At 39.9% G+C, this 16,113-nt stretch carries 20 protein-coding genes and 1 other RNA gene; 11 read left to right on the forward strand and 10 right to left on the reverse strand.

Going from position 1 to position 16,113, the window contains the following annotated elements; genetic code table 11:
• The first annotated feature begins 384 nt into the window (after nt 1-384).
• On the forward strand, nt 385-801 hold the full coding sequence (locus tag BrL25_RS02560) for a jacalin-like lectin (RefSeq protein ID WP_018671791.1): 417 nt from the start codon (nt 385-387) through the stop codon (nt 799-801).
• Nucleotides 802-975: 174 nt separating this feature from the next.
• On the opposite strand, the gene rpoZ is transcribed toward BrL25_RS02560, so the two are convergent.
• Genes rpoZ through BrL25_RS02580 form a run of 4 tightly spaced genes read right to left on the reverse strand, consistent with a single transcriptional unit; the run spans nt 976 to nt 2,977 of the window.
• Nucleotides 976-1,179 carry a DNA-directed RNA polymerase subunit omega gene (gene rpoZ, locus BrL25_RS02565; protein WP_018671792.1) on the reverse strand — a complete coding sequence of 68 codons (204 nt, stop codon included), beginning with the start codon at nt 1,177-1,179 and terminating at the stop codon, nt 976-978.
• Between the two features lie 3 nt (nt 1,180-1,182).
• The gene (gene gmk / locus BrL25_RS02570; RefSeq protein WP_018671793.1) at nt 1,183-1,827 is read right to left on the reverse strand and encodes a guanylate kinase; all 645 of its coding nucleotides are present in this window, start codon (nt 1,825-1,827) and stop codon (nt 1,183-1,185) included.
• On the reverse strand, nt 1,820-2,080 hold the full coding sequence (remA, locus tag BrL25_RS02575) for an extracellular matrix/biofilm regulator RemA (protein WP_018671794.1): 261 nt from the start codon (nt 2,078-2,080) through the stop codon (nt 1,820-1,822). Before remA ends, gmk begins: the two co-directional genes overlap by 8 nt.
• An 18-nt stretch (nt 2,081-2,098) precedes the next feature.
• On the reverse strand, nt 2,099-2,977 hold the full coding sequence (locus BrL25_RS02580; RefSeq protein WP_018671795.1) for a YicC/YloC family endoribonuclease: 879 nt from the start codon (nt 2,975-2,977) through the stop codon (nt 2,099-2,101).
• 171 nt (nt 2,978-3,148) lie between these two features.
• On the opposite strand from BrL25_RS02580, the gene BrL25_RS02585 reads away from it, so the two are divergent.
• Nucleotides 3,149-4,879, forward strand: a complete 1,731-nt coding sequence (locus BrL25_RS02585; protein ID WP_018671796.1) for an Rqc2 family fibronectin-binding protein — start codon at nt 3,149-3,151, stop codon at nt 4,877-4,879.
• Between the two features lie 113 nt (nt 4,880-4,992).
• The gene (locus BrL25_RS02590) at nt 4,993-5,481 is read left to right on the forward strand and encodes a hypothetical protein (protein ID WP_018671797.1); all 489 of its coding nucleotides are present in this window, start codon (nt 4,993-4,995) and stop codon (nt 5,479-5,481) included.
• A 66-nt stretch (nt 5,482-5,547) separates the two neighbouring features.
• Here the strand turns inward: BrL25_RS02590 and ssrS are convergent.
• Nucleotides 5,548-5,739: non-coding RNA, 6S RNA (ssrS, locus tag BrL25_RS02595), on the reverse strand.
• 248 nt (nt 5,740-5,987) lie between these two features.
• A complete protein-coding gene (locus BrL25_RS02600) occupies nt 5,988-6,230 on the reverse strand; it encodes a hypothetical protein (RefSeq protein ID WP_018671798.1) in 243 nt (80 codons plus the stop codon).
• 194 nt (nt 6,231-6,424) lie between these two features.
• Between BrL25_RS02600 and BrL25_RS02605 the strand changes: the two genes are divergently transcribed.
• The gene (locus tag BrL25_RS02605) at nt 6,425-6,595 is read left to right on the forward strand and encodes a YjzC family protein (RefSeq protein ID WP_081621611.1); all 171 of its coding nucleotides are present in this window, start codon (nt 6,425-6,427) and stop codon (nt 6,593-6,595) included.
• Nucleotides 6,596-6,693: 98 nt separating this feature from the next.
• Here BrL25_RS02605 and BrL25_RS02610 read toward each other — a convergent pair whose 3' ends face one another.
• Nucleotides 6,694-6,942: a hypothetical protein gene (locus BrL25_RS02610; protein WP_018671800.1), complete on the reverse strand. Its 249-nt coding sequence runs from the start codon at nt 6,940-6,942 to the stop codon at nt 6,694-6,696.
• A gap of 101 nt (nt 6,943-7,043) precedes the next feature.
• Between BrL25_RS02610 and BrL25_RS02615 the strand changes: the two genes are divergently transcribed.
• A complete protein-coding gene (locus BrL25_RS02615) occupies nt 7,044-7,568 on the forward strand; it encodes a DUF309 domain-containing protein (RefSeq protein WP_018671801.1) in 525 nt (174 codons plus the stop codon).
• Nucleotides 7,569-7,647: 79 nt separating this feature from the next.
• On the opposite strand, the gene BrL25_RS02620 is transcribed toward BrL25_RS02615, so the two are convergent.
• Nucleotides 7,648-8,367 carry a CPBP family intramembrane glutamic endopeptidase gene (locus tag BrL25_RS02620; RefSeq protein WP_018671802.1) on the reverse strand — a complete coding sequence of 240 codons (720 nt, stop codon included), beginning with the start codon at nt 8,365-8,367 and terminating at the stop codon, nt 7,648-7,650.
• 255 nt (nt 8,368-8,622) lie between these two features.
• Here BrL25_RS02620 and BrL25_RS02625 point away from each other — a divergent pair, with 255 nt between their 5' ends.
• The 6 genes from BrL25_RS02625 (at nt 8,623) to BrL25_RS02650 (ending at nt 14,498) form a co-directional block, all read left to right on the forward strand.
• Nucleotides 8,623-9,780, forward strand: coding sequence for an MFS transporter (locus BrL25_RS02625; protein WP_018671803.1), 1,158 nt, complete (start codon nt 8,623-8,625; stop codon nt 9,778-9,780).
• Nucleotides 9,781-9,918: 138 nt separating this feature from the next.
• A complete protein-coding gene (locus BrL25_RS02630) occupies nt 9,919-10,392 on the forward strand; it encodes a CcdC family protein (protein WP_018671804.1) in 474 nt (157 codons plus the stop codon).
• Between the two features lie 644 nt (nt 10,393-11,036).
• Nucleotides 11,037-11,948 (forward strand): decaprenyl-phosphate phosphoribosyltransferase, encoded by a 912-nt coding sequence (locus BrL25_RS02635; protein WP_018671806.1) that lies wholly within the window; start codon nt 11,037-11,039, stop codon nt 11,946-11,948.
• Nucleotides 11,949-12,036: 88 nt separating this feature from the next.
• Nucleotides 12,037-12,333 (forward strand): SMR family transporter, encoded by a 297-nt coding sequence (locus BrL25_RS02640; protein ID WP_236848089.1) that lies wholly within the window; start codon nt 12,037-12,039, stop codon nt 12,331-12,333.
• Nucleotides 12,334-12,355: 22 nt separating this feature from the next.
• A complete protein-coding gene (locus BrL25_RS02645; protein ID WP_018671808.1) occupies nt 12,356-12,808 on the forward strand; it encodes a divergent PAP2 family protein in 453 nt (150 codons plus the stop codon).
• A 7-nt stretch (nt 12,809-12,815) separates the two neighbouring features.
• Nucleotides 12,816-14,498 carry a hypothetical protein gene (locus tag BrL25_RS02650; RefSeq protein ID WP_018671809.1) on the forward strand — a complete coding sequence of 561 codons (1,683 nt, stop codon included), beginning with the start codon at nt 12,816-12,818 and terminating at the stop codon, nt 14,496-14,498.
• 144 nt (nt 14,499-14,642) lie between these two features.
• On the opposite strand, the gene pyrE is transcribed toward BrL25_RS02650, so the two are convergent.
• Together pyrE and pyrF are read right to left on the reverse strand one after the other, a co-directional pair.
• A complete protein-coding gene (pyrE, locus tag BrL25_RS02655) occupies nt 14,643-15,299 on the reverse strand; it encodes an orotate phosphoribosyltransferase (protein ID WP_018671810.1) in 657 nt (218 codons plus the stop codon).
• Nucleotides 15,300-16,052 (reverse strand): orotidine-5'-phosphate decarboxylase, encoded by a 753-nt coding sequence (pyrF, locus tag BrL25_RS02660; RefSeq protein WP_018671811.1) that lies wholly within the window; start codon nt 16,050-16,052, stop codon nt 15,300-15,302.
• Nucleotides 16,053-16,113 lie beyond the last annotated feature (61 nt).

Below are 16,113 nucleotides of genomic sequence, written 5' to 3' on the forward strand. Positions count from 1 at the left end.
TCTTGAAGAGAAAATTGAACCATACTCCCCTTTTGTATTTCGTAATTCATTCCACTATATGACCAGTCCATAACCTCTTGAAATTTATATGCTCTCGCCTTCTCTTTGTAAAAACTTTGGAGAAATAGAGTCGCTTTAGGGTCACATTAAAAGTTTGTTCATAATATTCATACTTAACGTATTCATTGGTACCTCCTGATTTCTGTTGCGAATTTTTGTATCTGACATTAGTCACAGAAAAAGCAAAAAAGTTACAGTTTATTTGTAAAAATGACAGTAAAAAATTACTCCTAATTTATAAAATTGAAAATATATGTATAAATTACATTTATTGGATTATATTTAAATTGATTCAAAGTTCACTTTCAAAAGGAGCGATCAGGTATGTCTTGGAGAAAATCTACACTATTTGGTGGCAGTGGCGGTAGCCCCTTCAATGATGATCATACTGATGTGAAAAGATTAGCAGGCTTCTACATTCGTCATGGCAGTAGAATTGATGCTATTCAGGGTATTTACGATTATTTAGATGGAAGAAGAGCCCCACAAGAATTCCATGGAGGAAATGGAGGCACTCAAGCCATTGTTTTCTTTGAAGATGATGAGTATATCATCCGGATTACTGGTCGCACTGGTAGCCGTGTAGATCAACTTACCATTACGACAAATAAGCGTACGTATGGTTCTTACGGTGGAAACGGGGGAAGTCCCTTTGAGATTGACGCTGCAAATATTGGTGGTTTCTTTGGAAGATCGGGAAGTGAAATTGATGCCATAGGATTTTTTATACCTACATCCTAAAATAAGCCTTTTTAACGTTATCATTTTTTTGATAACGTTTTTTCATACTCACTTTCATACTCATAGTAATTAACGCTAAAAAGTACTACAAAAACAACAAGCTCCCTTTATGTATTGAACATAAAGAGAGCTTGTCGACCTATAACAAACCTTTGTCTAGAGACTTTTCTAGTATTATTTTACAGCTGGAGTCTCGTACGGTAATTTGTCAGAAATGATCTCTTCTAACGATTGCCCAACAAATTTTTTCGAGAAAGGTTTTTCAACCTGCATATCATTTTCTTCACGAAGCTGACGTGCTCGCTTGGAAGCCAGTGTCACCAATGTGTATTTGCTACCTACTTTGTCTACAAGTTTATCAATCGATGGATATAACATGTATTATACCTCCTTAAGCCATTTCAAAAATTTATGAACCTGACGATCTTTTTTCAAATGCTCGGCAGTTACAATGGATTTGATCTTTTCACATGCATGTGAGATCTCATCATTAACGACAACATAATCATAATGATTCATCATCTCAATCTCAGTACGCGCCATCGCCATCCGATTCTTAATGGATTCTTCCGTTTCCGTACCACGTCCAACAATGCGGTTTTGTAACTCTTCCAGATCAGGAGGTGCTAAGAATAAGAAAATGCCTTGCGGGAATTTTTCTTTTACCTGCATGGCTCCTTGCACTTCAATTTCTAGGATGACATCTCGTCCAGTAGCGAGCGTATCTTCTACAAAACGTCTAGGTGTTCCATAGTAGTTACCAACATACTCTGCCCATTCAAGAAGCTCATCTTCTTTCATCATACGCTTAAACTCTTCTTTTTCTTTAAAGAAATAGTTTACCCCATCCACTTCGTTCACACGTGGTTGTCTGGTTGTCGCAGATACAGAGTAGATAAGTTGCGGCATATATTCACGAAGTGCTTTACAAACCGTTCCTTTACCCACTCCAGATGGCCCCGACAAAACTAACAGAAGGCCGTGGTCCTTATCCATAATCTTTGTTTCAACTCCTACCTTATTCATCAGACTCGTCATCTTTATTGGTTAGACGTTGGGCAACCGTCTCCGGTTGTACCGCTGATAAAATGACATGATCACTATCTGTGATAATCACAGCACGCGTTCTGCGTCCGTACGTAGCATCAACAAGCATATTGCGATCCCTTGCTTCTTGTATAATTCGTTTAATTGGTGCGGATTCAGGACTTACAATCGAAATGATGCGATTTGCATTCACGATATTTCCAAACCCGATATTTATCAACTTAATCCCCATAGAGATTGGCACCCTTCCTCACTCAACGTTCTGCACTTGTTCTCTCATTTTTTCCAGTTCGGTCTTCACTTCAACTGCCAAGCGCTGAATCTGTAAATGATTCGCTTTTGACGCGATTGTATTAGCCTCTCTGTTCATCTCTTGCAATAGAAAGTCCAATTTGCGTCCAATAATCTCCGAGCTATGTATTTGTTCCAAAAATTGCTCACAATGACTTAACAAACGCGTAATTTCTTCGGAGATATCGGCCTTTTCAGCAAATAATGCCACCTCTTGAAAGATTTTAGATTCATCTAGCATATGATCTTCCATGATTTCATCAAGGCGATTTTTCAGGCGATTGCGATACTGCTCTCGTACTTCAGGAGCAATATCCTGCAAAGTGTGGGTCGTTGACTTAATGTATTCGAGGCGTCGTATCAGATCAAGCTGCAAGAGACTCCCTTCTGTACTCTTCATGACATAGAGCTCAGCTAAAGCAGCATCTGTTACCTCATCTAATAACTGTTCCACCTCTTCATCAGAAAGCTCAGGTACACTGGCTTCTATCAATACACCAGGCATACGCATCAGATCTTTCACGTGAAGAGTCTCAGGCAAACCAAAACGTTCCACTAGCTGATTGGCTGCCGTAACATAAAATTGCGCTGTGCTCCAATCAATCTGAACCTCGGAAGACTCGTCCCGAACGGCTTCTAGCGAGACGGTAACATCCACTCGCCCACGGCGCACTTTCGTTGCAATCCGCTTTTTCACTCGTTCTTCATGCATGGTCCAAATTTTGGGCAAACGAACAATAATCTCACAAAAACGATGATTGACCGCGCGCATTTCCACCGTTAAACGCATAGATCCACGTTCTATTTCTTTTCGGCCGTAGCCTGTCATAGAAATCATCTGGTTCCACCCACAGACATAAAATCGTTAATTTATTATAGGAGAGAATACAGCCTAGTGTCAACTTGACTTCCCGTTACAAAATTGCTGTTCCTACTTGGGTTGATCTTCCCTGTATGCTACACTGAGGAAATAGCTACTGCTAGGTAGAGGAAGCAAGAGGTGAAGAATGTGGCTTTTGACGGATTAGTAACTAGAGCGGTCGTCCATGAGCTATCCATGCTCGTAGGGGCCCGTATTACGCGAATACATCAACCGCATCCAAGCGATATCGTTATGCAGGTACGTTCAACCCAAGGTACCTTAAAATTGTTAATTTCAGCAAATCCAACTTATCCACGCATTCATTTGACATCAGAGGAATTTATTAATCCAAAGGAAGCTCCGATGTTTTGTATGTTATTGCGCAAGCATTGCGAAAATGGCGTAATTGAAGCCATCACACAAGATAGAATGGAACGTGTAATCTATATTGATCTAAAATCCCGCGATGAACTGGGAGATACCACCAGAAAACGAATTGTGGTTGAGATCATGGGTCGACATAGTAATATCATTCTGCTAGATGTGAAAACAAACATGATTCTGGATGGAATTCACCATGTTTCTCATGGAGTTAGCCAGTATCGACAAGTATTACCAGGTCGAGCCTATGTAGCTCCTCCTGCCCAAAATAAGCTGAACCCACTTACCGCAAGTGAGCAAGATTTTGTGATGTCTCTTCAATGGAACGAAGGAAAATTGGACAAACAGCTGGTCGAGCGTTTTAGCGGGCTTAGCCCCTTGATAGCCAGAGAGCTTGTTTCTCGTGCAGCACTACCTACACGTGATGCAATTTGGCATGAATTCTCCAGCTTTATGCAACAAATGACTCTCCACCGTTATGAACCTGTGATTGAGACGACCAGTGATAAAGCTGCCTTCTCTATCACTTCCCTCACACATTTGGGAGTCAGAGAAACTGAAACATTCCCATCGATCAGCGAATGCTTACAACGATTTTATGAGCATAAGGCAATGCGAGACGTGGTTAAGCAAAAGGTACAGGATCTATTACGATTGGTAACAAATGAAAAGAACAAGAACGAGAAGAAAATTGAAAAGCTACGTCATTCTATCGAGGATGCGCACGAGGCCGAACGTTTTCGGCTTTATGGTGAACTGATTCTATCTCATATGCATCAAGCAAAAAAAGGAGATACTGAGCTTATTGCAACCAACTGGTACAGTGAAAATGCTGAGACAATTGTCATTCCGCTGGACGCCTTAAAAACACCGTCGGAAAACATGCAAGCTTACTATAAAAAATATAACAAAGCGAAAGCAAGCCTAGCATTCATAGCAGAGCAGATTAGCTTGGCTGAACAAGAAGTCATCTATCTAGATGGCATTCTTGTACAATTGGCTCACGCTAGCTTAGTCGAAGCAGAAGAAATTCGGGAAGAATTGGTGGAGCAAGGTTATCTGCGCAATCGAAACAGACGCGGTTCCAAGAAGAAAAAAGAGACGGCCCCAGCACTCGATACCTACTATTCTTCAGATGGTACCACGCTGTTAGTCGGTAAAAATAATAAGCAAAATGAATATCTGACCAATAAATTGGCGACTAGCTTTGAGACATGGTTGCACACCAAAGATATCCCTGGTTCCCATGTGGTAATCAGATCGCGCACGGTAAGTGATCAAACCTTATATGAAGCAGCCATACTTGCGGCCTATTTCAGCAAAGCTCAGCAAGGCAGTAAAGTGCCAGTCGATTATACCCTGATCCGACATGTAAAAAAACCAAGTGGTGCTAAACCTGGCTATGTAACCTATGAGCAACAAAAGACGTTATTTGTTACTCCAGATGCTACCTTAGTTGCTGAGCTAAAAAATAATTCAGCATACGAACAAAAGTAAATGCTAGATCCACGACTCTTTGTTCATCCATGAACTGTATATCTACACCGCTTCCGTTTCATACTACATATATGACATAAGCGTAGATTAACGTAGTGAACGAGGGTGAAAACGTGGAAGTAATCGGGATCGTGCAAACAGATATGAATGAGTTCAGTATTCTATTTGAGCCGGATAAAAAACAGCAGCAAGACCAGCAAGGAAATCAAAATGGAGCCGGACAGAATTATCAGGATCATAGCCACGATGATGACGACAACGATTTTCTCAATTTTCTTGGTGGGGATGTTTTGCAGGAAACCGGTAATTCAAGAGATAATAAATCTCAGCAGCAAAATGAGCCACAAGAAATGGTTGTCCGAATCAAGGGAATACCTGAGGGGCAAAAGGCTACATTTTTGCAAATGTACCAAATCGTAACAGATGCTAAACAACAAACCGATTTGGAACAACAGCTTACAATCGTAAGTATCGAAAATACGAACGATCAGCAAAACCAGCAAGGAAATCAAAATCAGCAACAACAGGATAAATCCCCAAAAAAATCATCCAAAGATCAAAATAGTAACCAAAAGGCCAAAAACAAACAGCAATATCAATGAGAGTAACACTTTGTTACACAACAAAAAACCTGAAGCAATTGCTTCAGGTTTTTTGTTTCGTATGTATAACGCCCCGCTCTGCCGTCTTGCTATACATGTTTCTTTTAACCTGAAAGACCAGGTGGGTGACTCAGCCGCCCTTCTGCCTTCCCAGCGTCCCATACAGGAGGTGGGCCTGACATTAGGTAACAGCGTTCTGTCTCCCTAGAAACACTTAAGGTTAAAAACATATTAGCTCAACGCACATCGCAGGAATATGCTACACATCATATGTATTTGAAATCCTATCACAAATGCTGATCGGAATCAACTTATTATAGAAATGTTACCTAAGGATTTATGTATATCATATCACTTCTGCTTTTGCTGGACAAGGCTTCTGTTACGGATATTTCAGATGCATAGTAGATGATGGACAGGGATTCTATATCATGAGGGGATCTCTGTCATCAATAACATCGAAAAAAGCAAGAGAAGCGCCTAAAAAGCGCCTCTCTCCCCCAAAATTAACTAGTATTTTTTATGACAGTGGTGGTGTCGGTGGCGATGTCCGTGGCAGTCCCCATCTCCATCTCCATCAAAAGCTGGTGCTTCACAAACTGTTCTGTGGAAAGGTACACATTTGCAAACTTTTCTCCAATGTTTCGTAGTAAAGCAATTTTCGAAGCCACCATCGAAATCGCGGAACCCTCCACAATGACCACAACCATGTCTTCTTCTTCTTCTGCATCCACAACCCATAAACTCATCATCCTTTCTTTGTCTGATACGTTAACAAATTATGTACAGATTGATGTTTGTGATTGGTACAGCTGTCTAGTTCAGTGAAAATCAGCTAATATACCGGTGACAATCGTCTATTTTTTGGGGTCTTTTTTTATACATGGGTCTATTTGTTCTAGGAGATACTATAGATAACATATGGAAAAGGGGTGATGGAGGCATGGGCGAACATAGCCGGTTTCATGAGGGAGAGAAATCACCGAAAAATCAGGTCTATATTGAAATTGGAGAAACAGGCTCTGGGGTAGAGGACCCAATGATTATTACCTTAAAAAAAGGGGAGAAATTCCCTGCTACACGAAATAAAAATCGAGTGTGGACACAAAAATAAGCTTTATCTATTGTATAAAAATGAAAAAGACACAGCCAGTATTTGGCATGTGCCTTTTTCATTCTCCTCACACTATGCACTTAAACTTAAACTTAAACTTAAACTTCTTCTTCGTCCTCGTCCTCCTCTTCCTCGTCTTCTTCATCACCGCTCAAATAGATGATGTTCACTCCAAGCTCCTCTAACAAACGAATTACTTCTTTATTTAATGTTTCATCTGCCAATAGTCCAAGACTCTCCACTAGTTCTAATTCCTCTAGCTCACCTGATTTTGCATCACCAATAAGCTCAAGGATTTCCGTCATCCGTCTCTCTTTTAGTGTATCTACTATTTCTTGTTGAGTCATTTTTTATCCACCTTTATCTAAACGAATTGTATTCCCGCTCTACACCGGGGTAGTCCATCTATTATAATAGAGAAAAACAAGGATTAACAGGAGCGAATCAAATGTATCCTTCTGCATATGTAGAATTTCTACTTCACTTTCATACTGATCGAGATTATTTTGAATGTCATGAGATTTTAGAGGAATACTGGAAATCACTCTCTCCAGAAAAACGTACGTCTACTTGGGTATGTCTGATTCAAGTTGCTGTGGCCCTCTATCACCATCGTCGTGGTAACTTTAACGGGGCAACAAAATTACTGCAAAATGCATCCTCCTTAGCAATTTTGAATAAAGCTGAGCTACATCACTTAGGCATAAACGTAGATTCGTTTACGCAGCTGCTTCAGGAACGGATACAGGCTGTTTTGGAGAAAAAAACGTATCACAGCATGAATCTTCCCTTAACCGACAAAAGTCTTCTGAAGCAGTGTCAGGAACTCGCTAGTCGTCGTGGTTTGATTTTTGGTAGTATCGGTACCCCTGCTGATGATTATCTCGTACACAAGCATACCCTACGTGACCGCAATGAGGTTATTATGGAACGCAATCTCAGCCTCATACAAAAGAGGAGACAAAACGATTAAACTCGTGAAAACTGTGTCTATCGAAAAATAGTTCCCCTGGCCAGAGAGTTTTCCTCACACCTGGCCAGGGGACTTCTTTTTATAGTACATTGCGTAACATTGTATACATTAAAGCCCAGTCTGCAAATAAATGACTGATCCACGTCGGATAGATACTTTGATACCTTCTCCTTAACCATGCCCAAAACATTCCGGTCAAAAAAACCAGGAAAGTAGCAACCAAACCAGCCTTTATACCAAATAACGTAACTCCAATGATAAAATGATACAAAGAATAAAAAAAACTGCTAAGTAAAATGGCTTTATATAGCTGCATATTATAAAGTAAACGTTCGAGCAGAAAGCCTCTCCACAACATTTCTTCAAACAGCGAGTTGCCAATTGTCATGTATAGGGCAAACCACCACTTTGTTTCTTCAGTCAATCCCCAAGAAAATAGCTTGTTTTGCATCCACTCTGTAGATGCACCTGTCCATAGCAATACATAAAAACCAAGGCAAATCAGTATAAACAATAAAACTCCCGAGATGATGCCCCACCAAATGCCTTTTAGCTTTCTTTCCTGATGCCTGTGCAAGCCCCATGCTTCTCTCCATTTTATCGCAAGGTTCCCCTCCCAATAGGCATGAAAAATAGGGATGATTAGACAGGTTACAAGATGAAACCCAACAAAGGTAATGAATAAGCTATGCTTTTCAACCAATCCATAAAATATAGTGAGGGTGGCAAAGCAACTATAGCATATAAGTACTAATAAGGGCTGTCTTCTTCGTTTGTCAGTTTTGCTTGTAAAATCCAAAACACTCCCTCCCCCCAGATTTCTACTCTAGTGTGTGATGTTTATTCTCTTTCTATTTGTGATGAATGAAAAATAACTAATTCGCATAGATAAGAAAAAAGCCATAAATAAGATATGCCTATTTATGTAAATATTGGTATAATAATAACATTGAATATTTTACCTACACATTCAAGTTAAGGGGTGGTCATTATTTTATCACGGAATAAATCTTACTTATGCTTGGTTATAGGTGAGGTTATAGCTGGTACAGGAATGTGGATTGGAATTATCGGAAACCTTAAATTTTTGCAACATTTATTCGATTCCGATTTTTTGAAGGGTTTATTATTAATGGTGGGGCTCTTTGTCAGTCTGTTCTTTTCTCCGAAAGCAGGAGAATGGATCGATCGTTTTTCGAAAAAAAACGTGTTGTTTTATGCGACTTTGATTCGATGTTTAGCTCCCATTTGTATGCTATTTGCGATTCATTACGATTCCGTAGGCTGGATGATAGCTTCATCAATCTTTATCCAATTGGCCGCCACCTTCTATCAACCAGCCGCTCAAGCATCTATACCTTTAATTGTGCCAAACGAAGAATTACTTCGCGCCAACGGATTTTATGTAAATGCTTCCACACTCGCAAGAATTGGTGGAACGGCGATTGGAGGAATCCTAATTGGTTTTATGCAACTGTGGACGCTTTATAGCATCACACTAGCTTGCTATTTTGTCCTTATTCTATTTATTCTTCCTGTTCATATTCCTGTAATCAACTCATTAAAATCAGCTGGTAAGGTAATCAAAATGCCTTTTCGAGAGGTTTTCTCCCTGCTTAAATCAGATCGGACGTTAAGTCTTGGTCTTACGAATGCCTTGGTTGTCTCATATTTCGTTGGTGGTTCTAATTTATTGGTTATCAATTTCAGTGAAATGCTTGCAGTACCAGGTTTGATGGGCTGGATTTATACGACAGAAGGACTCACAGCGCTCATTGCCGGTATTCTGGTCAAGCGCTTTTTCGGAAAAACAAACCTAGTCATGTCGTCGACTCTTTTCCTATTTTTGCTCGCTTTATCCCAAATCGGAATGGCTCTGTCGTATGGCTTGGTACCATTGCTTTTATCTTATACGCTATTTGGGTTCTGCTTTGGGACCGTTGTTCCGCTTACTGCCACCCTGTTTCAAAAACAATTGCCTGCTGAATCACGTGGCCGATTCTTCTCCTTTAAAACCATGCTAGATCGAGCCTGGTTTTTACTAGCATTAGCTGGAACTGGTCTGTGTCTTGATCTAGTGGGCATTCACGCTTACTTGTTCATAATGGGCTTCGCTTCCCTTGTTGTCGGTGGACTTTCCTATTACTACGGCAAGCGACATGCCCTGGATGTCAGACAGGTTTCAGAGGCACCCCCTGTTAAAATGGCGTAACTATTTTACCAATCAGGTGGAGATAAGAAAACTTAGGGAGGAGGGGTGTATTTACACCACCTCTTCTTTTTTTGTAGTATAGACGTAAGATAAAAGGTAAATATTTAGGGTGAATCGAGAAGGGAGCCGTACTAAACGATGAATACATTTCTTGGCATCTCCCCTACTGTAGTTAGTATACTTATTGGTCTATTCATGGCAACCACAGTCATTATTGTTCGGTTGCGTTCAGCAAAAAAACCTGTATCTACACGTAAGATCATTATCCCACCCCTTGCTATGGCTACAGGCTTTGCAATGTTTCATTATCCGGGCGTGACCACACCTATCAGCTATGATTTTATCGCTTTCTTTATTGGGTGTTTGTTCTCTATTCCACTTATTTTGTCTTCCCGCTTTGAACAAGTAGGAAATCATATCTTTTTGCGTCGGTCCAATGCGTTTATCGTTGTTTTGTTTGTTCTGCTGCTAATTCGACTCGTGATTAAACTCTGGGTTGGTGATACGTTTACTCCGATGCAAACAGCAGGTTTATTCTTTGTCCTTGCTTATGGGATGATTCTCCCGTGGCGAGTTGCTATGTTGTATATGTATAAAAGACTGGTTAAATAAGATAGTCCTTATCAATCTTAGATACACAAAAGCGAGCTATCCAAAGCAGGTTTATCCTGTATGGTAGCCCGCTTTTTTTATTTATCTTCAGCTGTGAAGATTGCTTTTGTTATTTCAGAAAATACTCCATTTTTTTTTTATATTGTGTAGATTTTGATGTGCAATGTGGTTTAATAAAGAGATGTATGGAATTTTTTTCATTTGAACCGTAGCTGTAGTAGTGTGCTTACAAATAGCGATCAAAGATTGGCAAGTAGGGTTCTGCCACACCTACATGGAATATAGCTAGCTAAGGGTAACGACTCCTCCCCAACGATCAACCGTATTATCGTTCCTATCTCATATCATGACGACATAATGAAGATCGACCTGTACTAGTCCTTGCGTATGTCGTATAGTAAAATCTTACTCTTCTAGGACATGTGTAGGCTAGGGCTACAAAACCTAGAGAAATAGTAAAGCAAGCTTTTGCAAAAATCTACACAAACAGAAAATATATACAACAAAGACTATAAAAAACTTTCAACATTCATTCTTACTCTGGCGATTTTTTTGAATCAACAAAATCCAATTTATGTAACGGTTTTTTGACAAATTTCGTCAATTATAAGAGGTACATTAACAAGTAGACAGGGGATTTATACGTGTTATCAAATTCAATTAAATTAAAAGAAAGAGTTGCTTCAAAACAAAATATCTTATTTTTATTACTTCTCCAGTTACGTCCTCAGCAATGGACAAAAAATTTGCTCGTGTTTGCTGCCCTCTTATTTTCTCTACATAAAGTAAGTATCCATCTGCTTGGCAAGTCGCTCATTGCCTTTTTTCTATTTTGCATGGTTTCAGGGTGTGTCTATATCCTAAACGATTTTGCTGATATCAAAAACGATCGCAATCATCCTGAGAAACGCTTTCGTCCTATGGCTTCAGGCGCACTAAACCCATTTTTGGGACTAGCATTTGGGTGTGGGCTACTGATAGCTTCTTTGTTTTCTGCTTTTCACTTCGATTTATGGTTTGGTAGTGTTTTATTATTCTATTTTTTGATAAATGTTGCCTATTCTTTTAAATTAAAACATGTGGTTATTCTGGATGTTATGATTATTTCTGCTGGTTTTGTGTTAAGAGCAATCGGTGGAAGCTTGATGATTGGCACTCCTTTTACTCCGTGGTTTTTGCTGTGCACAATGTTACTTTCCCTATTCTTGGCGATTAGTAAACGTCGACATGAACTCTATTTGCTACAGGAAGAAAAAGGAAGTCATCGTAAAGTATTAGACAACTATTCTATAGAACTATTAAATCAATTAAATACGATTGTAACTTCAGCAACTATTATCAGTTACTCCCTATTCACCTTCACTTCTGGACGAACCATTCAGCTTATGTGGACAATTCCATTTGTGATCTTTGGTATTTTTCGCTATCTCTACTTGATTATGATGGGCAACAAAGGAGGAAGCCCTGAAAAAGTATTGTTAGAGGACAAACCGATTCTTGTCACTGTCCTGCTATATGTGGTTGCAGTAGCTAGTATTATCCTTATTTTTGAATAAACAATATAGATAGGTTGTGTAAACATTTATGCCATCGCAAGTTCTTATATTCATTTCAGTCATTCTTAGTGCATGCGGGCAGGTCGCTATGAAGATGGGAGCTTCTGCTCTCTCTGGAAAAAGCGATGTGTTTTGGATGAAAATATTGCAATATCTAACCAATATTCCAATTATGGTCGGGCTTGCCCTTTATGGAATATCAGCGTTTGTCTGGATTGCAGCAATTGAAAAAGTACAGCTCTCCTACGCCTATCCTATGGCTGCTTTGGGCTATGTTCTCGTAGCCCTGCTTTCTGTATGGATTTTTCAAGAGCCTGTCTCAGGCGTTCGCTTGATTGGTTTAGCTATTATTGTTATTGGCGTCATTGTAATTTCACGTTCTTAGTATCTATTCGGAGGAATTGTTTATGCTATACGTTTTGGCACCGTTTATCGGCTGGTTAGTATCCGGTACGATTAAATTTATGATCAACTATGTACAATTTGGGAAAGAAGCAAGAAAGAAAATCGGAAATGGTGGCTTTCCTAGTACACATACAACAGTTATGGTAACCACCATCAGCTTAATTGGGCTTAATGAAGGCTTTTCCAACCCCATTTTCGGTCTAGGTATCGCTGTTACCTTTATCATTATTATTGATGCGACCGGACTGCGGAGAGCTGTCGGCAAGCATGCTACCGCTATTAATTTGTTGGTAAAAGACCATGCAACTGCTGAGGAAAAAGAAACCTTACGTGAAAGTATGGGACATACAAAATGGGAAATCCTCGGAGGTATTGTTTTAGGAGTTTTAGTAGGACTGCTATTGCATCTTCTGTCACCAATAGTCTCAGGACTACTCAGCCTAGGAGGGAACTAGAAAAGATATGAAGAGCCGAACACCTAACTTCTCTCTTGTAATAGGAATTGTCTTACTCCTGTTTTTATTAGGAATTGTACTTTCTACATCGATTTTATTTTTGCTTGGTGTATCCATCTCAACGACTAGCTTCTGGGTGGCTGTATGTGCAAGTATTGTCTGCCTCCTAGTTATGACACATACATTCTTTACATCTCGTAGGGCAACCATGTTTTTTTCTTTGCTAATGGGATTAGGACTGATTTTTGGAATAAGCTGGTATACTAGTACTGCTACATATGATCTATCTTGGGATGGTCAGACCTACCATCAAGAAGCGATTATTCTATTAAAAAATGGCTGGAATCCCGTTCATGACCAACCTTTACTAAACATAACCGATGCCCAAAAGCTTGATAATTCAAGTGGAGAAGACATCCGTACTCCCTTTCATCTATGGATTAATCATTACACAAAAGGTCCATGGATGCTTGATACCGTCATGTACAAATTGACGGATCAAATTGAAGGAAGTAAGATGTTTAACTTTATTCTTTTATTTGCTTCGTTTTTTCTTTGCTTGGCTGCAATTCTTGATACCTATCCTGAGAAAAAAAGGCGTGCGGTCTTCCTCTCACTACTTCTGGCCTGCAATCCAGTCGTGATAACACAGCTGGTCACCTTTTATATTGATGGACAATTAGCATCTCTTGTACTTATCATCTGTTCCTTGGGGTATCTCTTATTTAAACGTTTTAATCCATGGATTTTAGTAGGGCTATGCTCGGCCATTATCCTGCTAACGGCTATTAAGTTCACCGCTCTTGTATACGCAGTTCTTTTATGTGGTGGATTGCTTGTTTTATTTTTCTTGTACGATAAACATAGACATTGGAAAAAGCTACTGCTTTCTCTTGTCGCAAGCGGCCTCGTAGCGGTAGCAATCGTTGGTTATAATCCCTACGTTACCAATTTCTTAGCAAAGGGACATCCATTTTATCCATTAGCCGGTGAACATGCTGTAGATATTATGACAGCTAATAGTCCAGCCGACTTTCAAGGGAAAAATCAGTTCGAAAAGTTCTTTGTATCTTTATTTGCCAAGTCAGAAAATATTATAAGACCTAATGAAAGCACAATGAAATGGCCGTTCACTGTAGCATTTGAGGAATTTCAAGCTTTTATTGGGGCTGATGCTCGTTTAGCGGGATTTGGTCCTCTGTTTGGAGGAGCTGTATTACTAGCCTGCCTTGTCTCATTTGCTCTCTTCCTTCGAAGTAGACAATTAGCAAAGCCTGTATTAATAGTAAGTGGAATCATTCTTTTGACGGTATTTATAAATCCTGAATGTTGGTGGGCGCGATACGTTCCTCAATTGTGGTTCGTACCCATTCTCATTGCAATGGTAGGATTGGAAACTGATAAGCAATTTACGAAGTACGCAAGTTGGTTTTTGATTTGTACTCTTTCCATAAATCTGTTGCTAGTAGGGGCTACTCAAACGATTGCTCAAACATTCTTCAATGTCCAAGTAAATCTACAGCTTCACGAAATGAAGAAAAGTAAGCAGCCTGTATTAGTTGATTTCCAGCATTTTAATTCAAATCGAATCAGATTGGAAAAAGCGGGGATCGAATTTATTGAAACAAAGATTGATGATAAAAATGCTAAAAAGCTTGGTTCATCACAGGCAAAGTATTTAGTAAGATAAGTACGCTTTCCATTACACCGATTGAGTTATAAGCGCAATTTTGTAGTCAACAAGAAAAGTCTGTTCGTTAGGACATTAGCTGACCCCAACCTTCATTGGGCGTCAGCTTTTTCCATTTCGAAAACTGTCCTTTTGTATTAAAACCTATTCTGTTTTTAAAACCTGCTCCTTATAAAACGTGTGCGGCTTTTCCTTCCACTGAGACAAAACTTTTTCTTGTCCAGCACTGATTGTTCCATTATCTTTTGCTTGCTCTAATAGTGCTGTATAGTTGGATAACGTGTGTAATGGATAGTTCGCTTCTGTAAAAGCACGTTCTGCATCGGCAAATTGGTAGCTAAAAATAGCGACTACTCCCAATACCTCAGCTCCCTCCAATTCAACAGCCTTTGCTGCCTTGATGGAGCTTCCACCTGTAGAAATTAAATCTTCAATAACGACTACCTTTTGACCAGCAGCAATATGCCCTTCAATCTGATTTTGACGACCGTGACCCTTTGCCTTATCACGGACATAAATCATTGGCAACCCCATACGATCAGCAATCCATGCTGCATGAGGAATTCCTGCTGTCGCTGTACCAGCAATAACTTCTACTTCAGGAAAACGCTCACGAATTACCTGAACAAAAGCATCTGCTAAATAGCTACGAACCTCTGGGTACGTCATTGTAATACGGTTATCGCAATAAATGGGAGATATAATCCCGGATGTCCAGGTAAACGGTTCTTCTGGACGAAGATGTACAGCTCCAATTCGTAAGAGATGCTGTGCTACTTGTTTTGCAATTGTTGTACTCATCTATTTTCCCTCCCGTATACTTACCATCATGTCAGCCCATACTTTGGCTGGTTCTTCAGCCTGCGTAATGGATCTCCCGATAACGATATAGTCTGTACCCAGTTCAAATGCTTTTGCTGGGGTAGTTACTCGTGTTTGATCGCCAAAAGCAGATCCAACGGTACGAATTCCTGGTGTTACGGTCAAAAAATCCGTTCTAGTAGCTTGTTTAATGATTGGTACTTCCAAGGGAGAAGCAACAACGCCATCCAGACCTGCTTGACATGCCAAGGATGCATAGTGAGAAACCGTCTCGTCCAATCTACCAGGAATGAGAATTTGTTCATTCATCATCTGCTGACTGCTGCTCGTCAGCATGGTTACACCGATCAGTAATGGGGATTTACTACCGGCAGAGACGCCTTGCTCCAATCCCTCTCGTGCCGCTTCCATCATAGCTAGGCCGCCTGCTACATGCAGATTCACCATATCAGCGCCATGCTTAGCTAAACTTTTCATCGAGCCTTTAGCAGTATTGGGAATATCATGGATTTTCAAATCAACAAACACTTTTAATCCCTGTTCCTTCAATAGTGATACAATTGCTGATCCTTCTGCATAAAAAAGCTCCAAGCCAACTTTCACGTAGCGTACCTGATTTTCTAAGCTAGCAAGGCAGTTCATTACCTCTGCTTTTGTTTGAAAATCCAGCGCTAGAATAATCCGTTCGTCCGCTTTACATAACAAATGATTTTGAGTTAAGGATGATTCCATGTGTGAAACTCCTCTCCTTTGTTGTCCACTCATTGTCCACATACAGGAAGGGAGTGCTCTT

This window comes from Brevibacillus laterosporus DSM 25 (assembly GCF_002706795.1).
Taxonomy (GTDB): Bacteria; Bacillota; Bacilli; order Brevibacillales; family Brevibacillaceae; genus Brevibacillus_B; species Brevibacillus_B laterosporus.